Annotated in this window: 15 protein-coding genes and 1 pseudogene; 11 read left to right on the forward strand and 5 right to left on the reverse strand. The window is 37.6% G+C overall.

Annotation, left to right across the window (positions count from 1 at the left end; all coding sequences use genetic code 11):
- Position 1: 1 nt before the first annotated feature.
- From IPH52_19525 to IPH52_19575, 11 genes are all read left to right on the forward strand, one after another.
- The gene (locus tag IPH52_19525; protein MBK7057195.1) at positions 2 to 682 is read left to right on the forward strand and encodes a tetratricopeptide repeat protein; all 681 of its coding nucleotides are present in this window, start codon (positions 2 to 4) and stop codon (positions 680 to 682) included.
- A 280-nt stretch (positions 683 to 962) separates the two neighbouring features.
- Positions 963 to 1,463 carry a response regulator gene (locus IPH52_19530; GenBank protein MBK7057196.1) on the forward strand — a complete coding sequence of 167 codons (501 nt, stop codon included), beginning with the start codon at positions 963 to 965 and terminating at the stop codon, positions 1,461 to 1,463.
- Positions 1,420 to 2,451 (forward strand): HEAT repeat domain-containing protein, encoded by a 1,032-nt coding sequence (locus IPH52_19535; GenBank protein MBK7057197.1) that lies wholly within the window; start codon positions 1,420 to 1,422, stop codon positions 2,449 to 2,451. Before IPH52_19530 ends, IPH52_19535 begins: the two co-directional genes overlap by 44 nt.
- On the forward strand, positions 2,399 to 2,713 hold the full coding sequence (locus IPH52_19540) for a HEAT repeat domain-containing protein (protein ID MBK7057198.1): 315 nt from the start codon (positions 2,399 to 2,401) through the stop codon (positions 2,711 to 2,713). The genes IPH52_19535 and IPH52_19540 overlap by 53 nt, the downstream gene beginning before the upstream one ends.
- A 12-nt stretch (positions 2,714 to 2,725) precedes the next feature.
- Positions 2,726 to 3,262 carry a hypothetical protein gene (locus IPH52_19545; GenBank protein MBK7057199.1) on the forward strand — a complete coding sequence of 179 codons (537 nt, stop codon included), beginning with the start codon at positions 2,726 to 2,728 and terminating at the stop codon, positions 3,260 to 3,262.
- Between the two features lie 439 nt (positions 3,263 to 3,701).
- Positions 3,702 to 3,995, forward strand: coding sequence for a hypothetical protein (locus tag IPH52_19550; GenBank protein MBK7057200.1), 294 nt, complete (start codon positions 3,702 to 3,704; stop codon positions 3,993 to 3,995).
- The gene (locus IPH52_19555; protein MBK7057201.1) at positions 3,992 to 4,354 is read left to right on the forward strand and encodes a hypothetical protein; all 363 of its coding nucleotides are present in this window, start codon (positions 3,992 to 3,994) and stop codon (positions 4,352 to 4,354) included. Before IPH52_19550 ends, IPH52_19555 begins: the two co-directional genes overlap by 4 nt.
- Positions 4,355 to 4,732: 378 nt before the next feature.
- Positions 4,733 to 5,710, forward strand: coding sequence for an OmpA family protein (locus IPH52_19560; GenBank protein MBK7057202.1), 978 nt, complete (start codon positions 4,733 to 4,735; stop codon positions 5,708 to 5,710).
- Entirely contained in the window at positions 5,707 to 7,608 is a 1,902-nt protein-coding gene (locus IPH52_19565) for an Ig-like domain-containing protein (GenBank protein ID MBK7057203.1), read from the forward strand. The genes IPH52_19560 and IPH52_19565 overlap by 4 nt, the downstream gene beginning before the upstream one ends.
- Positions 7,609 to 7,729: 121 nt before the next feature.
- Positions 7,730 to 13,207 (forward strand): PAS domain-containing protein, encoded by a 5,478-nt coding sequence (locus tag IPH52_19570; GenBank protein ID MBK7057204.1) that lies wholly within the window; start codon positions 7,730 to 7,732, stop codon positions 13,205 to 13,207.
- 95 nt (positions 13,208 to 13,302) lie between these two features.
- Entirely contained in the window at positions 13,303 to 14,349 is a 1,047-nt protein-coding gene (locus IPH52_19575; protein MBK7057205.1) for a response regulator, read from the forward strand.
- Positions 14,350 to 14,807: 458 nt separating this feature from the next.
- Here the strand turns inward: IPH52_19575 and IPH52_19580 are convergent, their stop codons facing one another.
- The 5 genes and pseudogenes from IPH52_19580 to IPH52_19600 form a co-directional block, all read right to left on the reverse strand.
- A complete protein-coding gene (locus IPH52_19580; protein MBK7057206.1) occupies positions 14,808 to 14,999 on the reverse strand; it encodes a hypothetical protein in 192 nt (63 codons plus the stop codon).
- Positions 15,000 to 15,039: 40 nt separating this feature from the next.
- Positions 15,040 to 16,170 (reverse strand): hypothetical protein, encoded by a 1,131-nt coding sequence (locus IPH52_19585; protein ID MBK7057207.1) that lies wholly within the window; start codon positions 16,168 to 16,170, stop codon positions 15,040 to 15,042.
- Between the two features lies 1 nt (position 16,171).
- Positions 16,172 to 16,609, reverse strand: coding sequence for an NUDIX hydrolase (locus tag IPH52_19590; protein ID MBK7057208.1), 438 nt, complete (start codon positions 16,607 to 16,609; stop codon positions 16,172 to 16,174).
- A pseudogene (locus IPH52_19595) lies at positions 16,591 to 19,026 on the reverse strand (hypothetical protein). Before IPH52_19595 ends, IPH52_19590 begins: the two are co-directional and overlap by 19 nt.
- A complete protein-coding gene (locus IPH52_19600; GenBank protein ID MBK7057209.1) occupies positions 19,023 to 20,426 on the reverse strand; it encodes an alcohol dehydrogenase catalytic domain-containing protein in 1,404 nt (467 codons plus the stop codon). The pseudogene IPH52_19595 and the gene IPH52_19600 overlap by 4 nt, the downstream one beginning before the upstream one ends.
- Positions 20,427 to 20,428 lie beyond the last annotated feature (2 nt).

The following is a 20,428-nucleotide window of genomic DNA, read 5'->3' on the forward strand; positions in this document are numbered from 1 at the left end:
CATGTTGGAAATTTTGAAAGAAGTAAATGAGTTTATCGACAAAAGGGAAACAGAGGGTAATTTAGATAAGGCGATCAATAAGCTTTTAGAATTGAAAGCAACGAATCCAGATATGGATATCATTTGCGGAAAATTATCTAGTGCTTATTTTTACAAAGGTCTTTTCGAAACAGCAAATTCAAAAAAGCAAGAGCTATACTATGAACATGGTGTGAACTATGGAAAAGAAGCCATCACGATGAATCCAAAAGCGATTTACGGTAACTTCTGGTATGCCTCTAATGTTGGTATGCTTGGTCTTTGCCGTGGGATGATGGCTTCTCTCTCATCTATTGACCCGATGAAACGAAGCTATGAAATAGTTCTGAAAGAAAATGAAAAGTTTTTCTTTGGCGGACCTCACCGTGCATTAGGTAGAATCTATCACCAAGCACCGGGCTGGCCTATATCTGTTGGAAACAAAACAAAAGCCCTACAACATTTAGAAAAAGCAGTTGAGTTAGGACCTGATTTTTTCAACAACAGACTCTACCTTGCTGAGATTTACATTGATATAGGACAAAAGAACAAAGCAAAAGAGCAACTGGAATGGATGGTTAAGAGAGATCCAAAACCAGAACATCGTGTGGAAGACATAGGCTACAAAGAAAAAGGAATTGAAATTCTAGGAAAATACTTCTAGGAGTTTAGTTATCCGTCACCTCGAACATGTGTAAGAGAAAGGCGCGACAACACAGGAAAACCGTGAGAGGTCTATTTTGCTTAACGATATCGTGTTATTGTCAAATAGATTTCTCACCCCAATTTTAATTGCATTGCCGTAAATCTAGCAGTAACGCGGGGTTCGAAATGACCGATTCAAATCTAAAGAGTATACTTTAAATGTTTTTATCTCAGCGGATAATTTTTCAATGGACTTCTAAATAAGATTATATTCAATAGATATGCAATCAAATTCAACTATGACGAAATCTAAAGGTTATTTTATATGTGTCGATGATGAAGTATCGGTTCTCGAGACTCTTCGGGAGCAGTTGTTACAACGATTTGGAGATACTCATTACGTAGAAGTTGCGGATAGTGCAGAAAATGCACTTGCCTTGATCGACGAAATTCACGACAGTGGGGAAGTGATTGAGCTTATCATTTCCGATCAAGTAATGCCTAATATGAAAGGCGATAAGTTTTTGGAAGAGATTCACAAAAAACTTCCAGATGCCATTAAGATTCTGCTTACCGGGCAAGCGGGACTAGATTCTGCGATACGCGCTATAAATCATGGGGGACTCAGTCGTTATGTGGAAAAGCCATGGAATATAGAGTTGCTCAGCGAGGATATAGATGAACTTATTACAAAATTCAGACAAAATCTGGAAAACTTACATATGCTCAATGAACTCAACAAGAAAATCCTCGAACTTGAAAAAGAAAACGAAGCTCTCAAATCTGCTAAACAAGAATAATTTACTCCTTTTTCTGATTCTTCTTCCCTTCTCTTTATTTTCCTTAGATGTAAAAAAGAATTCAGATTCTCCAGGAAGTGAAATTACTCCATCTCGCGTGGAGACAAACAAAGCTCCTTTAGAAATAGATGAAGCAGAAGGAATCAAAGATGTTGAGCATTCAGGAGACAGCTCATCCAAGAAAAAAGCAAAGAAGCATAGTCTTACTCCTGAACAATTAAAAAAGAAAAAAGAAATCATAGAGAAAGTCCTTAAGTTTGGCTCTAACAAAGAAAGAAAAGAGGCTATGCGTGAGTTGTCGCATCTATCAACAGAAGGACTAGACGAATTAGTTAAAATTGTTTCCGATACTCTCGCAAATGATACTGACAATGGAATCAAAGTATCTTGTCTAAGAACACTTGCAGAGCTGGAAGTAAAAACAGAATCCAAGAATATCATCGAAGCAGTTAATAACAAATCAGATGATGTCAAAGACGCAGCCATTCATACAATTCAAAAACTAAAAATCGAAGAAGCATCCGAAGAACTAGGATCATTTTTAAAGAATCAAGATTTTACAAAGAGTAGCACTCTCGTTTCTGCCACAATTAATACTTTATCAGAACTAGAATCAGGAAAGAACAGTTCTGAATTCTTAGAAAATAAATTTAGAGACAAGACTACAAGCTTAGATTTGCGTTCAAGCATTGCTTTGTATTTTGGAAAGATAAAAGACAATAAAGCAGAGTCTGCACTCTTAGATGTTGCGACTGACGATTCAGAAGATGTAACTCTCCGCTCTTATTCAGTCAATTCATTGGGTAAGATGCATTCTCCTCGAGCAGTATCAGAGCTACGAACAATGCTTGCAAAGATAAATGAATCAAAGAGTAAAACGGATATTAAGAAAAACTCAGGACTAAAACTCTACGTAATCAGTGCACTCATTTTACTTGGAGACAAAGACATTCTTAAAAGACTTAATTGTCTACGCAAAAGACGATGATCCTGCTGTGCGGCTAAGAGCGATTAAACAGTTAGGCGAAGTTCCCGATCCAAATGTGATTGAACTTGTAGAATACAAAGCACAAAGAGACCCAAATAGAAAAGTCCAGGAATTAGCAAAGAAAATCATTGAGGAATGGAAACAAAAAGGCGTTACTGATAGTAAGGGACAGATGAAAAATTCTACGACTACTCCGGACTCTTCTTCTCCTAAGCCTATTGTAGAGAAAAAAGAAAACCTAGTTCTACCTGATAAACGCTAAGAGGATTTTTCTATGCGCAAAATACTTTTACTTCTAATATTTAGTTTTATCGTTTCTGCTGAGTCCCCTCCTCCCTCCGAAAAATACAATGGAGATATTTCTACCAAAGAAAAAAGGATACGTCAATACAAAGAAGAAATTACAGATGTGTCTTATCGATTCCCCGAACAACTAAAACTATTCTTCAAAAAGACTTACAGCGATTATGCGGTATTCTATGATCGCAATGGCGATGAAGTATATTATCGCTATCGCAAAAACAAATTCGATTCAGAAGCAGAGAAAAGATTAACCGGATTATTTTCCGGTCAAGCCTATCGAGTGAATGGGGAGTATGCCGGAGTAGCAAGATTTACAGATGCAGTGAATGGAAATTTACTTCCCTATCCAGTGATTTACTTAAAAGACGAAGCTGACCGATGGTGGTCTTATGAATCTGTATCCAAATACGATGTAATCACTGTTAACCACTTAAAAGATCGCAACACAATTCCAGTTTATAAACTTATTTCGTTTGAATCCACTGGTGTGGATGAGTTGATTTATTAAGTAATAACGTCTTGAATTCTTACATGGGCTGAGACATGCGGGGAGTATTGCGCCCCGTTGGGGCTTTAGTAAATTTGCACAACTTTATCGTTACTGTTCAATGAGATTGACGAGTTTTTAAAAACTGGTTTTTCTTGGACATCAAAGGTATATCTTACATAACCCCCGACTCTTCTGTTCTCTTTATGAATAAGGAGCAATCCGATTTTGCTATACCCCTTTGTAGAAAAATAGTGGAACTTATTTGTGAGAAGTGGTATTTAAGCTTTTCATTTGTGGGATTAGAATGGAAGAAGTTGATACAAATTTCTAAAAAGGAAAATGGAATGCTCCGAGTCCATTCACTAGGCATTATGAAAGAAGCTGAATTTACCGAAAAACGATTTTACATTTTAGACTGAGATAATACAATTGAATGAAATAAGGAAATTTTATGGAAATGATTAGAGAAGAAAAAACTTTATCGAAAATCCTTGCTCATGAACTAAATATACCAAAGGAAGAATTATTTTTCTTTGCAGCAAAAGCATTACTAGAGAAAAATTTATTACAGGTAAATTCAAAAATACTTTCCATTGCTGGCAAATATAAAATAGCCTCAATATATGAATTTGAAGAGTTGTATAAAAAAGGATTAGTAGAAGAAAAAGATTCCTGGGAAGACTTTCAAGAATTTGATCACCTTGAATATAAACGAGATAAAATAAAGGAAATTTTAAGAAGTCTGGCTTGATAGTTCCTTTTCATAAAATCAATCAAATCTGCGAAGATTTCTCAGACATTATTGTAGATATATCTGAATTGGAAGAGAATTCTTTTAAGGTTATATTTATTGACCAAAGCTATTTAACAATTTGGTTTTCTTTAAAATTGCAAAATAAATTCAGCTATCATTGGGAAAGACGAAATTTAGATGGGACAATATTTCGTCATGATAATGCAGCTCATTTAAAATGGAAAGACATTCCTACGTATCCTAACCATTTTCACAATGGCTCAGAAGAAACTGTAGAATCTAGTTTGCTTTCTGGTAATTATGAACAATCAATAACAGAGTTTTTAACATTTATCCGAAACTATTTAATAAAATAAAATTTTACTCCGCTTAGTTCAAAACACATCTTTATGAATAAGGAGCAATCCGATTTTGCTATACCCCTTTGTAGAAAAATAGTGGAACTTATTTGCGAGAAGTGGTATTTAAGCTTTTCATTTATGAGAATAGCATAGGGTAGAATTATGAGAGAGGTTGGATGCAGATTTGCCGCTTCAGCGCCAGAAAGACACACCTAGCCAGACAACTATATATCAATCAGAGGCTTGAATAGAAAATTGCAGCAGATTTTGAGAGTCACAATGTAAGTAGTTACCCTTAACTATATATTTTTTAATAAATAATCTCTACTTTTTCTTATTGCATTCTCTTAAAAACTAGCCTATGATATAAACTATCTATTGTAGGTAGACACCATGAAACATAAAATTATTTTTATTATTTTTATTTTAGCACAAGGGTGTGCAAATACAGAGCAATTGCGCATATACAATCCATACCCAGATAAGGATATTATTTTAGAGAGAAAGAATGTCTCCTGTAATGATTCATCTGAAATAAAAGTTTGGTATATTTTGTATGGAAGTTATCCTTTAAACACTGTTAATACAAAAGAAATCTTTCCCTCTCCTGATTACTCGTATAAGGTTGAACAATTTGCGACAGGAGGAGATAAATTTTTATCTCTTATCACAGGTTTATTTTTTTCTGTTAGTCGTAAAACATTACGAGTAGAAACCTGCCAAGTTGTAAAAAAGGATGCTCTACCTGAAAAGAAAGGAGAGCCTGCTATTCCTAATTCACCCAGCCAGAGTGATATAAAGCTTGGAGAATTGGAAAAGGAAGTGGCTTTTTTAAAAGGAAAAATTTCAGGTATTGAGTCAACAGTTGCAATGGTTTCATCAAATCCTCCTATCGAAAATCGAAAACCGGAATCTTCTACTGAATACACACAATCCAGAGTTGTAGCTAATTCTAATAAGCCAGAGGAGGAAAGTAAGGAACAAACACAGAATTTCGCTTTTGGTAAAGAAAACACAGCAAGGAATATAAATCAAGGGGGACTACTCCACTCTTATTTTCTTTTTAAAACAAATTCATTTTCACTAAACCAATCAGAGAAAAAAAAATTAGAGAAATTGCATTCGATTTTAGACAAACCTAATTCAAGACTTCTGATCGTAGGCTATGCGGATAAGACTGGTAAGTTTCAATCAAATCTAAGTCTTTCCTGGCAAAGAGCATTAAAGGTTAAAAGAATTTTGATAGGTTTGGGAATAAAGGAATCTCGGATTCAATTATCTGCGGCAGGTGAAACAGGGGATTCAAAGAAAAGTAAAATTGCGGAACTATCTAGAAGAGTAGATTTATATTTACTCGAGGAGAATTTATGAAGATGCATATCATGAAAAATCAAAAGCAACGGATATTTTTAATGCTTTCTTTTGTATTATTCTTTGCCATTGGAGAATGTGGATGGGCTGGATTAAATCAACTCCCTCAGCAAGATACGAAGGATAATGAGAAACTACTATTAGCATTACCATTTTTTTCTGTCAACAGAGGGACTACTTCTAGTGTTGCACCTACTACTACTTCTAGTGTCGCGCCTACGATTATTTCGGTTTTGCCAGCACAAAATGCGATTGATGTTTCAATCAGTTCAAGTATTATTATCTCATTCAGTAAACCAATGACTCCTACAAGCATAGACTCCACTACTATAACATTGCTTCAAGGAACTACTACTGTTTTATCTCAAATAAATATGCTGAATAGTGAGGTAGCAGTGATAGTGCCATCTGGTAATCTTTCTACCTATACTTCTTATACAGTTACAATTACAACTGATGTAAAATGCATTGAAGGAATACCATTGGCTACACACTATGCATGGAATTTTACCACTGGAGCAGATAGTCTTCCATTGAGTGTTGTTTCTGTTAGCCCAGCTAACACAACTTTAAATGTATCTCCCACAGCGGGTATCCTCGTTACATTTCAAAAAGCAGTAGATTCAGCTACTTTAATTTCGGCAAATATTACCATCACGGCGAATGGAAGTCTTTTTCCAATGGTATTAACGATTACTCCAGTTGGGACTTCTGCTGTATTAATTTCATCTACTACTCCTTTGGCAAATTTTACCCTTCATACATTGCAACTAACGTCTGGAATTAAGGATACATCTGGTAATGCACTGACTGGTAATCCTTATACTTCTGTCTTTACTACTTCTTCCGAGTCCGGAGTTGATGGGGGATCGGTAACTACAATATCAGGTCCGCTTTCAGTTGCTTCTGGAACGGCAGAAGGAACTGCTCTAAATCCATTTCTTGCAAGGTATAATCTGCCAAGATTTTTAGCATGGGCAAATATTGCTGGGACTGAAAAACTTTTTATCACGAACATGTCTGGCAACAATTTAAGAATTCTCATTCTCTCAGGGGCTACTGCTGGTTTAACGACAAGCCTTGCGGGATTAAATAGTCCAAGAGGTGTAATTATAAATCATGCGAATACAGAACTTTTTATAACAAATACAACTGGTCAAAATATTAAAAAGGTAACATTGCCTTCTACTCTTGTCGCAGCAGCCCTAGCAGGTTCAGGAGTAGCTGGTTATGTAAACGCTACTGGTGTTGCTGCTCGATTCTATAATTCAGAAGGAATTGCCATTGATTCTGAGGGAATTTTATTTGTAACTGATCAAACAAATCATGTAATTCGTAAGATTACATCGGCTGGCGTAGTAACAACACTTGCAGGAGCTTACCCTACTGTTATATCAGGATCTATAGATGCAACAGGAACTTCTGCAAGATTTAATGCACCGAGAGGAATTGCTATTGATGCATCTAACAACATATATGTTACAGATAGCAACAATCACACAATCAGAAAAATTACTCAATCTGGAATAGTAACTACTATTGCTGGTAGCGCACTCAATCCAGGATATGAAAATAGTAGCGGTGTTGCAGCTAGATTTAATACTCCACAGGGAATCGTCTTTGTTCCAGCCCAAGCTCCAAACATTGGAGGGATGCTTTTAATTACGGATACTCTCAATCATGCGATACGTATGCTTGATCCGAATACGGGAATGGTAACTACTTATGCTGGTCCATTATCTGCAACAACAGGTGGAGTTCCCTTAGCAGGATATGTGAATTCAACTCGTTTTGCTTCCAGGTTTAATTACCCAGTCGGAATTACCGTTAACCCCTCATCTGGTGTTGTTTACATTACAGATACGAATAATTATGCAATCAAGAAAATAACATATTAACTTTACTCCTGAGGTTGGATGCAATTTACTAGAAAGAGAAACATAAGTTTTTTGAACCGAATTACTTGCTTTTTTTAACTTTACAGGTCCAACTGATTTTAGAAAATATTATTTAGAAGACATGGCAATAAAAGACCCCAGCAATACACCCGTCCCCCCAAATGAAAAAGAAAGACTAAAGTCACTGCTAAGCTATAACCTGCTAGATACCTTGCCTGAACAACAATTTGATCGGCTTACCCGATTAGCCGCTTCCATTTGTGGAGTACCCATTGCACTTGTGAGCCTGATAGATGAAGACCGCCAATGGTTCAAGTCGAACTTTGGTCTCGATGCCACAGAGACACCACGTAATATTTCTTTCTGCCAGTATGCCATTATGGATAAGCAGATATTTGAAGTTACAGATGCGACCCAAGATAAACGTTTCGAGAAGAACCCTTTCGTCACAGGTGATCCTAATATACGGTTTTATGCCGGCCAACCGCTAATAACACCAGATGGTTTTGCCCTTGGAACGTTGTGCGTAATAGATCGAATACCTAAAAATCTGTCCGAAAGCCAGAAAGAATCTTTGCGACTATTGGCAGAAGAGGTAGTCGACAATATTATTGCTAGACGTGAACATCAGAATCTCAAACGAAATACAACCCTGCTTAACGATGCCCAACGAATAGCAAATTTAGGAGCCTGGGAACTTGACCTCGCTACCGGTAAAACCATTTGGACTGATGAGGTCTATATTATCCACGAAGTAGACAAAGACTTTGACCACAATAAGGTAAACGGAATTGAATTCTACCATCCTAGTGATCGTTCTGTGATTTCCCAAGCCATCAATAAAACTATCGAACAACTTGTTCCTTTCGATGTTACCTGTCGATTTATCACAGCCAAAAGCAATCATCGTTGGGTACGAGCTTCGGGCTATCCCATTGTATTAGATAGGAAAGTAACACACGTATTTGGAATGCTCCAAGATATCACCGACCAAAAACAAAAAGAGCAGGAAATTCGTAACATTACTAACGCCGTTGATGCGAGTTCTTTGGTCTCTATGACAGATAGTAAGGGAATCATTGTAAAAGTCAACCACCTCTTTTGTGAAATCAGTGGCTATTCCGAAGCCGAACTACTAGGACAAAACCACCGTATCATTAATTCCGGCTACCACGATAAACCATTCTGGCAGGATCTGTGGAAAACCATCTCTTCGGGTAAAATTTGGAAGGGAGAAATTAAAAACCGTGCCAAAGATGGCAGCGAATACTGGGTGTATTCTGTAATCAATCCAATCTTTGATGAATCCGGCAAGATTACGCATTATTTGTCCATTCGCAAGGATATTACAAGCCGTAAAAAAGTAGAACTTGAACTGAAAGCTGCCCAACAAAAACTCGATAGCATTTTTGTAGAAATGGACGATGTTGTATGGTCGGTAAGTCTGCCCGATTACAAAATGTTGTTTATGACACCATCGGCTGTTAGACTGTATGAAATTTCCTATGAAGACTTTATGGCGGACAATACTTTCTGGGAAAAAGTAATATATGAAGACGACAAGCAAGTCATCAACAAAATTTACAAGCAGTTGAGCGAGCAGGGTCACTATCACGAAGAATATCGAATTGTAACCAGAAGCGGAAAAATAAAATGGATCTCTAACAAAGGCAAGGTGATTCACGATGCGCTGGGTCTACCTATCCGTCTTGATGGGTATGTAAGTGATATTTCTGAGAACAAATTTAACGAGCAGTATTTGAAAGAAAGTGAAGCGAATCTCCTCGAAGCCCAAAGCATCGCCAAAATGGGTCGCTGGGAACTTGACCTGATATTTAACCGTCTACATTGGTCAGATTCTGTTTTTGAAATCTTTGAAATAAACAAAGAGAAATTTGGCGCCACCTACGAGGGCTTTTTAAGCACCATACACCCTGATGACCGTGATTTGGTAAACAATGCCTATACCCACTCTCTAGAAACTAAACAGCCCTACGAAATTGTACATCGTCTACAAATGAGTGACGGGCGCATCAAATGGCTGAAAGAAAACTGCCGAACTGATTATGATGCGGAAGGAAAAGCTCTCCGTAGTGTGGGAATAGTGCAGGATATCTCCCTACAAAAAGAAGCTGAGTTGGATATCATTCAAACCAAAGAAAAATATCAATCATTGATTCAGAATATACCAGGTATTACATATCGCTGTAAATTTGATGCTGACTGGACAATGCTGTTTATGAGTGGCGAGGTTGTACAGGTTTGCGGTTATCCTGCGAATGATTTTATCAATAATGCAGTTCGGAGTTATGGCAGTCTTGTGCATCCTGATGACCAAGATTGGACCGCCCGTGAAGTTACACGCTGTATTGATCAAAACATCCCCTGGGATTTTGAATACCGTACTTTGCACCAAGATGGTAGTGTGCTCTGGTTTTATGAAAAAGGACTGGCAATCAGAAACGAAAAAAATGAAGTCGTTTATCTCGATGGCTTTATTCTGGATGTAACTAACCGTAAACGAGCAGAACTTGAATTAGAGAAAACCAAAAACTTCCTAGCACAAACCAACCAGGTGGCGCGGGTTGGTGGTTGGGAGTTTAACAATTTGACAGGAGAAATTACTTGGTCAGATACTATTTGTGAAATCCATGAAGTGCCACATGGTTATGTACCCATCTTTGACGAGATGGCAAATTTTTATACCCCCGAAAGCTGGACACAACTCGAAAAAGCCATTCAACAAATCCAGATAAGTGGCACACCCTATGACCTAGAATTGCAGATAAAAACTGCAAAAAGTCGCCTGCTTTGGGTAAGGGCGATTGGCAATGCAGAATTTAAAGATGGTAAGTGCATTCGAATGTTTGGTGTTTTGCAGGATATTGACACCGATAAGAAAAACCGTTTACGAATCCAGAAAAGTGAAGAAGCTCTTAAAAACGCACAACAGATTGCGAAAATGGGCAGTTGGGAACTTGATTTTCTAACCAATGAAATAGTTTGGACAGAAGAATTGTACAAAATGTATGGGTTTGACCCAAAACTACCTCCTCCACCTTACACCGAGCATATGAAATTGTTTACCACAGAAAGTTGGGAACTACTTTCAAAATCCTTAGAACAAACACGTGAGAAAGGAATTCCCTACGAGCTCGAACTTAGAACCATTCGAAAGGATAAGACTAATGGATGGATGTGGGTACGTGGAGAAGCAATCTTTGACAATAGAGATCAAATTATAGGGTTAAGAGGAGCCGCTCAAGACATTTCCGATAGAAAAGAGGTGGAAGAACTGGCTCACCAAACAGCTCTTCGGTTGGATCTGGCCACAAAGGCTGCAAGTATCGGAGTCTGGGATTATAACATTGTGGAAAACAAACTGGTATGGGATGACCAGATGTATGTACTTTTTGGAATTAACCAAAATGCTTTTTCTGGTATCTACGAAGCCTGGCGTTCCAGCTTACATCCTGAAGATAGGGAAAGAAGTGAGAGGGAAGTTGAGCTGGCAATCAAAGGGGAAAAAGAATTCAATACAGAATTTCGGATAGTATGGCCCGATAATTCTGTTCGCCATATTAGAGCACTTGCAACCGTAATCCGAGATTCTGATAATCAACCTATTCGTTTGGTCGGCACAAACTGGGATATTACACAAGAAAAGTTACTTGCGCAATCACTGGTGACCGCCAAACAAGCAGCCGAAAAAGCAAATAAAGCTAAATCGGAATTTCTTGCCAATATGAGCCATGAGATTCGCACCCCTCTAAATGGTGTCATTGGCTTTACCGAGTTACTGAAAAACACTCCCTTATCGCATGTTCAACAAACTTACGTAGATAATGCGAATGTATCTGGACATACTCTGCTTGGAGTCATCAATGATATTTTAGATTTTTCTAAGATAGAAGCTGGAATGTTAGAATTCGAGCTGATCAAAACTGACATGTTTGAGTTAGTAGAGAACTGTGTTGATATTGTAAAATATTCGGCTTCTAAAAAACATCTAGAAGTCCTATTGAATATCGATACCAACATGCCTCGTTATGGAATGGTTGACCCTATCCGCTTAAAACAGGTCATCACCAATCTACTCAGCAATGCGGTCAAATTCACCGGAACAGGAGAAGTAGAACTAAAAATAGCCTATGAGAGTCAGCAAAATGGCATGGGCAATTTCATAATATCTGTTCGGGATACAGGTATTGGTATTACCGAAGAACAAAAAGGAAAACTCTTTAAAGCATTTTCACAAGCAGATGGTTCTATTACTCGTAAATATGGAGGCACAGGGTTAGGTCTTGTTATTTCTGAGATGATTGTCAACAAGTTTGGTGGAAAAATTCAACTTGATAGTAAACAAGGTGAAGGCTCTACATTCTGGTTTGAAATTGTCACTAGGACCGAAGATGGTGAAAAGCCATTCATCGGCAGCATTGATAAAATTGAACGCTGTCTGATTATTGACGACAATGCAAATAACCGACTCATTTTGGAACGGATGTTAGAAACATTGGGTATTCAAAGTGAATCAAGTGATAACGGACTAACCGCTTTAAAAATGTTAGAACAGTCCAAACCATTCGACCTCATTATCTGCGACTACCACATGCCTTACATTGACGGCTTGGAAACCATTCGTTTGATACGGGAACAGCTCAAACTTACCCCTGAGAAACAACCTATAATCTTACTACATTCTTCTTCGGACGATGCAGAAATAGTTAATAGAAGCAATGAACTTGGCGTTCGATTTAATTTGGTAAAACCTGTTAAAATGGGCGATCTTGCCGCATACCTGCGTCAAATCCATGCCCCCGATTTTGATATTAAAAAATCTAATCTTTCCGAAAGTCTCGATGCGACACTGCATAAGGAACAGGTTTCGATACTCATTGCAGAAGATGTAGAAATGAATATTTTTTTATTGAAAACAATTCTATATGAGTTTTTACCAAAAGCTAATTTTATAGAGGCCAGTTCCGGGCAGGAAGCACTAATTAAATTCAAAGAGAATAAACCTGATCTGATTTTTATGGATGTGCAAATGCCTGAAATGGACGGTCTTGAAGCTACCCGAGAAATTCGCAAATTAGAACAAATCAGTAGCAACCAGGTTCCCATTATTGCCTTAACAGCAGGGGCTTTCAAAGAAGATGAAGAAAAATGCCTCTCTGCCGGAATGACTGACTTTTTGACAAAGCCAATAGCGCAAGAAAATATCAAATTAATAATTTCAAAATACCTGAGTTCTTACGCTCTAAATAATACAGAACTTTTTGATAGAGAGGGTTTGATTCAAAATATAGGCAATAAGGACGTCATCGATAAATTGCTCGCACAGGCACAAACAAATTGCATACCAAAATTGAAGGAACTCGGGGAATTGATTGGCAAAAAGGATTCTACCGGTACAGCTCGTATGTTACACAATATCAAAGGGATAGCACTGAATCTTCATTGCAAAGGCATGGCACGCATAACTGGTGAAATGGAAATGATACTAAAAGAACCTGAAGGGATGGAACTGTTACCAGAACAATTTGAAATGCTTTTAGCAGAATGGGAAAAGGTAAAAAAAATTATGAATGAATGAATGAATGAATGAATGAATGAATGAATACCTGATGACTTGCTTAAAAAATAAAACCACTAAGAAGAAAAAAACGTAGATACATATTGAGATAAAACATGGAAAAAATGCATATATTGATAGTCGATGATGTAGAGTTTAACGCAACGCTACTTCAAGGTATACTGAACGAAGAATACAAACCCCGAATCGCGATAAACGGGCAAGAGGCACTTACCCAGGCGCAAAGTCTACCTTTGCCCGATTTAATATTACTTGATGTAATGCTGCCTGACATGGATGGTTATGAAATCTGCCGAAAATTAAAGGCAAATCCTCTGACAGCCCGCATACCGGTGATTTTCGTCTCAGCAATGTCAAGTGCAAATGACGAAAGGGTAGGTTTTGAAGCAGGTGCAGTAGACTATATTCATAAACCAATTTCGGCTGTCGTCACCCTTGCAAGAATTAGAACGCATATTGCCCTTGCTCAGCAGAAAAAATTCTGTGAAGAAAAGGTCGAACTAAAGACCCATGAACTAGAAAAGAGCCAGAATGCCGCTATTCACATGCTGGCTGAAGCCGGGCATTACAATGATACGGACACTGGTCTTCATATTTGGCGAATGGCTGCTTACAGTCGAGCAATCGCTTCCGCTGCAGATTGGCCGGTAGAAAGGGCAGAAATGCTTGAATTGGTTGCACCTTTGCATGACACAGGCAAAATCGGAACTCCCGATTCCGTACTCAAAGCACCAAGAAAGCTTACTGATGAAGAGTGGGTAATCATGAAACAGCATTCTGAAGTTGGTCATTCGATTCTGGCTAAAAGCGATACTCCCCTATTTTTGATGGCCGCTGAAATCGCACTGTACCACCATGAAAAATGGGATGGTAGTGGTTATCCACATGGACTGAGTGGCAATGAAATACCAGAATCAGCCCGCATTGTTGCGATATCAGATGTCTTTGACGCATTAACTACCAAACGACCATACAAAGAACCCTGGTCGACTGAGCAGGCTTTTGAGCTGATTCGCAACGAATCTGGAAAACATTTTGACCCTAGATTCGTCGAACTATTTTTCTCTGTAAAAGAACAGGTATTAGAAATTATGGCTGAATTTAACCAGCCGGACTTTTCGCTTAAAACCAAAAAAAAATGAAGTGAGAAAATAAATTGAGAAATACCTTTTTTCGAAATTTATGATACAAGCATTTCATCGCAACTTCTAAAATTTCCATAACAATGCCATCTAGGATAGCAGACTGAAAGCCAAAGAATTTTCTGTTCTGAACACTGGCTTTATTTTATTCTCTTTTTTTAAGCCCCTCTGTAACAAAAAGTTCTGTTAAATATAGCTAGGTTGCAATAATATAAATTAGAAACCAAAAATAATTCAAAAGACATGGTAAACAAAAACTCAAATCCCCCTATACCCCAAAATAAAAAAGAAAGATTACAAGCACTGCAAAGTTATAACCTACCTGATACTCTGCTCGAACCGCAGTTTGACAGACTCACCCGTTTAGCAGCATCTATTTGCGGCATTAGAATGGAATACAATTATGGGAGAAGTTGGATACAAATTGCTAGGAAGAAAAAATGACTATCCAAGAAATATTACGCTGCTTTCTCGCTTAACTCTCTAAGCACTCCGCAGGCAGAGTATGATTCCGAAAGACAACAAGATTCCAGCCTTTCCATGTCTTCTGGAAAGATAATCTTCTTTGATCCAGGACAGGATTTTAAGTTCTTCATATAATGAGGGCATTGGATATGGAATTCTTTTTTAGAGGTAATTATTTCGGTCATGATTAGAGTAAAAATTTCTTTTCAAAATTGTCAAGCAGAACTAGAACCAAATATTTAGAATCGCGGGACTTTTATTATCCAAGCCTTCTGTGGCGATATAACGAAGCGTTCCTGCAGTCTCCCCTTCTAATGTTAGATCAAAGAATTTACCAAGCATTACAACTTGAACTGTGATTCGATTTGCTTGGGAAAGTTTTGTTTTTTCAAAAATACTGTATTTACGCCAAAGTTCCGCTTGAGTTAAGGCAGAATCTGGTGCTTCTTTAGGAGAATAAATATCCTCCGTTTTCCAATCAATCACATCCTTTTCGAAAATGGCAGACGATGCGATGATTATTTCTTTGTCCTTTCCATTTTCAGCATAGATTGAATTGTAAAGGGAATCATTTGACAGAACAATTCCAATATTTTTAAACTGTAAAAATGAATTTTCTTTTCCCGATGCGGGGGTTACAGCTATTTGCTGCTCAGTCATGGATAGATTATATTTAATTCCAATCTTAGGATGTATTTTTCCATCCGGCAAGAATATAAAACTAGAATTGTAAACACTTCCCCCTTTCAGTTCAATCTCGTTTGAAGTTGCGTTGATTTCAGCTTGCGGTAAAATGATAGAACCCGCTATAATTGTAACATTGTAAAACGTTGATAGTCTATGAAATGTATCCGTATAAACATTTTTCATTTCTTCGGATTTCATTTTAAATATGATTTCCATTTTATTTTTACCGGGATGTGCTATAGACGCTTTTGAATATCCAATCAAATTTCCAACGGCAATTTTAGAGAAGGCAGACGAAACAGAATTAGCCGCATATACTTCCGTCTTTTCACCAAGTAATACGAGAGCCGATCCTATATGCTCAGGGAAGACTACAACAGTATTCTCATTTACGAAACCCTTTTTCTTTGCTTCGAGTAAGTAAGAATCAAGTTTTTCAAAAAATCTTTCCGGAGTAGAATAGTCTAGGACATTCATATAGGCTTGCATTGCAAGGATGTTTCCATTGCTACGATCGTAACCAATGCTTCTTACTAGAAGAGGTGGTATAGTGGAGGATAATTTTGAGTATTCCCTTTCTCCGACTCTTCTATCTCCCTCCGACCATGCATAGTAAAATGCTCCAACCCCAAATAGTATAAACAATATATAGCGAAATAATCGATTCATTCTAATTCCTTTTCAAATAAACATTCATAGCATCTAACATATATTCAGAGAATAACTCATCTGGTTTATAAGTATTAACATCTACCCATTGAAAAAAATCATGCTCATCAGAGATGGAAATTTCGCCTGATAGAAAAACTCCATCGTATCCAATGATTACGCACGGATGATTTCCTTCGTTCACACGATGTTTATGCACAAGGATTGGAGCGGGATTAATTTTAACTTGGAAATTACTACCCAACTCTTCAATCAATTCTCGATTCAAGGAATCCATCCAATCCATAAAAAATTCATCCTCATTCATTCTTCCACCCGGTAAATCTCCTGCACCGGACTTCTTATCTTTCATCACAAGCAGTAAATTCCCATTTCGAATAAATACCTTTTGTGTAATCTGGAATAACCCATGTTTAGATTTCATAACTTTCTTCCCCATTCATCAATTTGATGGTCTACTGCATACAATCCGTTATCGGGTAATTCTCCCTTTTTGTATTGACGTAATAGACCAAGGCTAACACTAGTTAGCTGCGAAATAATTAAATCCATCGTTTCCGTTGGAACTCCGTAAAATAAAAAATTAATAGGACTCAAATCTCCAAGTAGGTAAATCGTCTTTTCTACTTTACTTCCTTGGGATAGGAACGAAATTAAAACCTTTGTTCCTTGAATTGTATTCGTCTGAGGGTCAATGATTTTGTCATAGGAAATTTGGACAGGAACCTCTCCAATCATAGGTGACTCCATCGAGAACACTTCGTAAAGATATTCTGAGAGTTCAGAAAACTCAACTGTCTTAGTAGATCCAGAGGCAAAAATGAGCCTAGTCTTATTACCTTTCAAAATCAATTTTTCTAAAAACTCTCTCTTTACAATAGATGCTCCGATTACACCAATGAATAATTCGAGTGATAAAAAAAGTTCTTCCGGAATTTCTGAAAGTGCTCGATAGGTTTCGCGTGTCACTGACGGATAACGGATATCTACCTGTATGAGCTCCTTATTAGAATCATGTAACCTTCCATCCCGCACATACTTCGAGAGGAAACTACCGATATTCCCCATCGCGCCAAGTATAATCATTTTCTTAGAGGAAAGAATCATTCCCTGTCCGTGTAGAATTGACTCAATGGCACTGAGAATAGAATGAGCAACTTCTTTCGATTCCTCAACAACCTTATTCTTTGAAATAGCAATCGAATAGGCAACATTAATTAGGTTTCCATGTTTTGCAATGACAGAGGATAATCTATCGTAACCGTTTCGAGTATGCTCAACGCTTCCCACTAGAGTTGATTGCAAGAGCTTTGTAAATGATTCTTCCTTTGGAATGCTCTGCGCAATTTGATACATTGCATAGACTTCCTCTGTAGTCTTACCAGCCAGACAATATTCATTTAGAAGAGGAGCAAGATAGCCACCGTCTTCCACAATTAGGATTTTCTTTTTGTCGTCGTATGCTCTCGAAAGAAATAACAAAAAGAAATAACAAGAAAGATATTTCATTGCCTCTAAAAAGCCGAATTTGTTTTCGAGCATCGTTTCTTGTAATTTAACATGAGCAGAAATATCAGTATAATATTTTGCCGGGGTAAAGAATTCGCGGTTATTCTCTGTTAGATGCCGCATTAGACCTGCCATAAAGAAATTCTTATCGGCAACATCTAAAAGCACATCCAAATAAGCAGAAGGAATTACACCCGCGTATTTCACAAACATTACATCGAGTGCTTCTACATTGAGCCGACGAAATGCTTCTATGAGTGCAATAATTTCAGAAGTGATATGATGAATCAAAAATATTCGAGTCTTCGAAAAATCCAAACCATGACTCTTTGAATCAGCAATTTTTTCTAGACTAGGCATTCGTTTTAGATAATAGTCTAGCGTAAAACTTTTCTTATCCTGTCCGAGGCTGAAATTCAAAACGCGGGTAAGACGTGTTAGATACAAGTTTACAAAAATAATTCCTAGCTCTAAACGAATTGTCTCACCATCCTGCAAGAGTCTACACACAGCTTCATCTTCTAAGCTAAGAAATATTTTCTTAAAGATAAGCACTTGCTCTTCTTTAACTAAATCTTGCACTAGCTCAGAAAAATTCCGATTCCAATAAAAATTGATCTGGTCTACTTTCTCTAAATGAGTTTTATGCAATTGTTCAAATAAAGAACTATACGGAGCGTTATCCTCTGAATAAGAAACCAATCCTTTATTGGAAGCGGTTAAAATTTTATCACTGATAGATTCAGAAAGCTTGGTTGTTCCGGCAATATAGACACGGGCATCTAAATCATCAACAATCATTCTATTCTTAGAATTTTCATGAATCGACTCAGAAGCAGTTTCGATTGTTAATCTCATAAAAAACTTCCCGGTATAATGGACATTAGCCACTCTTTCCAAAATGAATTGAAAGTTTTTGTTTTATCCAGACCTAACAGTGAAAGGAAAAACTAGTGCTAGAGATTCTACCTCTCGAGGATCTTCTCCATAAAATTCCGGATGAATTTTCTTTGCCCACTTTGGTCGTTGAAAAGTTCCGAAAATAGTTCTAAGCTGAGAATGAAATTCGTCCGTATGAAATAGTGCATCATCCAATACGCCTGACTTCGAATACACTTGAATAGCCACTATCTGCATTTCTAAAAGTTCAGGATTGATATTGGGATTGACTTTGTAAGAAAAAGACACATCTCCAAAATGCGATGCCATTTGATCTAATATCTGATCTGCAAGAATTCTGGCTAATACCGATAAACCAGTAAATAGACGAAGCTCTTCTAAATGGATTTTCCATCCATTCTCGTCTTGCTCAAGGGGAAAACCAAGCGAAGTTTCAATTGTTTTCATTTATGTTCAACGACTACCTTGATCGCGTTTGGATTTTTTGCCATTGCAAATGCATCTGTCATCTTTTCTGCGGAATACAAATGGCTAATCATATTCTTTGATAGACTATCCGCTAATTCTTTGTTATCCTCAAGGAGACGTATAGCCAAGTGAAAATCTCCACAACGAGAAGTGCGCAGACTACCACCCCCGTTTATAAATTCAAGTAGCGGATTACCAGCACTATCCCCTTTAAACAAAATCGCTCCTCTCGGTCGAATGAGTGAGTTTTCATTTGCTGGATTTGGTCGAATCAAGGCATCAACCTCAGAAATAGAAGAAGCAACCCCCAAGTCAAAACGGGGAAGTCTATCTGCAAACTCTTCAGATTCTAAAAGTGTCTCTGCACTCAAAATATCAGACTCGTAGACTTTGATTTCTTTGTTTTCTAAGCTCACAGGAAATGTTGAATAGATTCTATCATTTCTATGCGTTTGGTTCTCCCATCTAAACTCTAAATTTTCTTTTGTAAAAGGTAAAATAGAAAGCTCATCTACAACAAGTTCGGTTAATTTATGAAAGCCACACATCTCCATACCATTTGTAGATTTTAAATGCACTTCTCTTTTCGCAAACTTAAGTGCCGACTGAAAGCCTGCCTCCGTGCTAGTTGTATCATACACAATATCGTAAAATTTACGTAAAGACTCAGGATTTACTTTGGTAAGGTTAATGCCATTATCCGCTCCGAGTTTTTTTGCTAAAACCAAAAGCTCTTCGTGTCTCGCAAGTGCTGTAATTGTAAAATCGATTTTATAATTTTCTTTATACGCCTTAAGAGCAGCAATCAGAAGACTTCCCAATCTTCTAGGTCCAAGAACAGCAACGGAATCTCCCTCTTTCGGAGGTGAAGCGATTACTGCTTGTAAGCCTGCAGCAAATGGCTCAATCATCACTGCCGTTAAATCTGAAATTTTATCGTAAGGAACCATTGCATTTTGTGGAGCTAGAATATAGGGACCAAATCCGCCGGGCAGTCTATCAATTCCTAAAACGAGTCTCGTCGGACTATGAGTAGGAATTCCAGACATGCAAAATTGATCTTGCAGCAAATCACCCCTAGCCGCAGGAGTATCGTTTATCTCAACGACAAAATGCTGTTTGCCGTCTAAGGTCTCAGCAACAAGTTCATGTCCGGTAATCTGTGGAAGTGGGAAAGGAAGAAATCTTCTAGCAATATCAGTTGAGCAAACACCGCAGAGTTTTGTCTTTAACAATTCGTATCCGCTGCCAAGCCTGAGATAGTCGGTTCCATTTCGTTTTATTTCCCAACCAGAATTTTTATCTCCTGAATATTCATATTCAGAATTTACGAAGGTATCTTCTGCCGTATAATCGAAAGCATTAAATTTAATATGCATAG

The organism is Leptospiraceae bacterium, from assembly GCA_016708435.1.
GTDB lineage: Bacteria > Spirochaetota > Leptospiria > Leptospirales > Leptospiraceae > UBA2033.

Bases quoted from the DNA above. Each gene is read 5' to 3' on its own strand.
- IPH52_19525 (MBK7057195.1), top strand. From the start codon at position 2: ATGTTGGAAATTTTGAAAGAAGTAAATGAGTTTATCGACAAAAGGGAA.
- IPH52_19530 (MBK7057196.1), top strand. From the start codon at position 963: ATGACGAAATCTAAAGGTTATTTTATATGTGTCGATGATGAAGTATCG.
- IPH52_19545 (MBK7057199.1), top strand. From the start codon at position 2,726: ATGCGCAAAATACTTTTACTTCTAATATTTAGTTTTATCGTTTCTGCT.
- IPH52_19550 (MBK7057200.1), top strand. From the start codon at position 3,702: ATGATTAGAGAAGAAAAAACTTTATCGAAAATCCTTGCTCATGAACTA.
- IPH52_19560 (MBK7057202.1), top strand. From the start codon at position 4,733: ATGAAACATAAAATTATTTTTATTATTTTTATTTTAGCACAAGGGTGT.
- IPH52_19565 (MBK7057203.1), top strand. From the start codon at position 5,707: ATGAAGATGCATATCATGAAAAATCAAAAGCAACGGATATTTTTAATG.
- IPH52_19570 (MBK7057204.1), top strand. From the start codon at position 7,730: ATGGCAATAAAAGACCCCAGCAATACACCCGTCCCCCCAAATGAAAAA.
- IPH52_19575 (MBK7057205.1), top strand. From the start codon at position 13,303: ATGGAAAAAATGCATATATTGATAGTCGATGATGTAGAGTTTAACGCA.
- IPH52_19580 (MBK7057206.1), bottom strand. From the start codon at position 14,999: ATGACCGAAATAATTACCTCTAAAAAAGAATTCCATATCCAATGCCCT.
- IPH52_19585 (MBK7057207.1), bottom strand. From the start codon at position 16,170: ATGAATCGATTATTTCGCTATATATTGTTTATACTATTTGGGGTTGGA.
- IPH52_19590 (MBK7057208.1), bottom strand. From the start codon at position 16,609: ATGGGGAAGAAAGTTATGAAATCTAAACATGGGTTATTCCAGATTACA.
- IPH52_19600 (MBK7057209.1), bottom strand. From the start codon at position 20,426: ATGCATATTAAATTTAATGCTTTCGATTATACGGCAGAAGATACCTTC.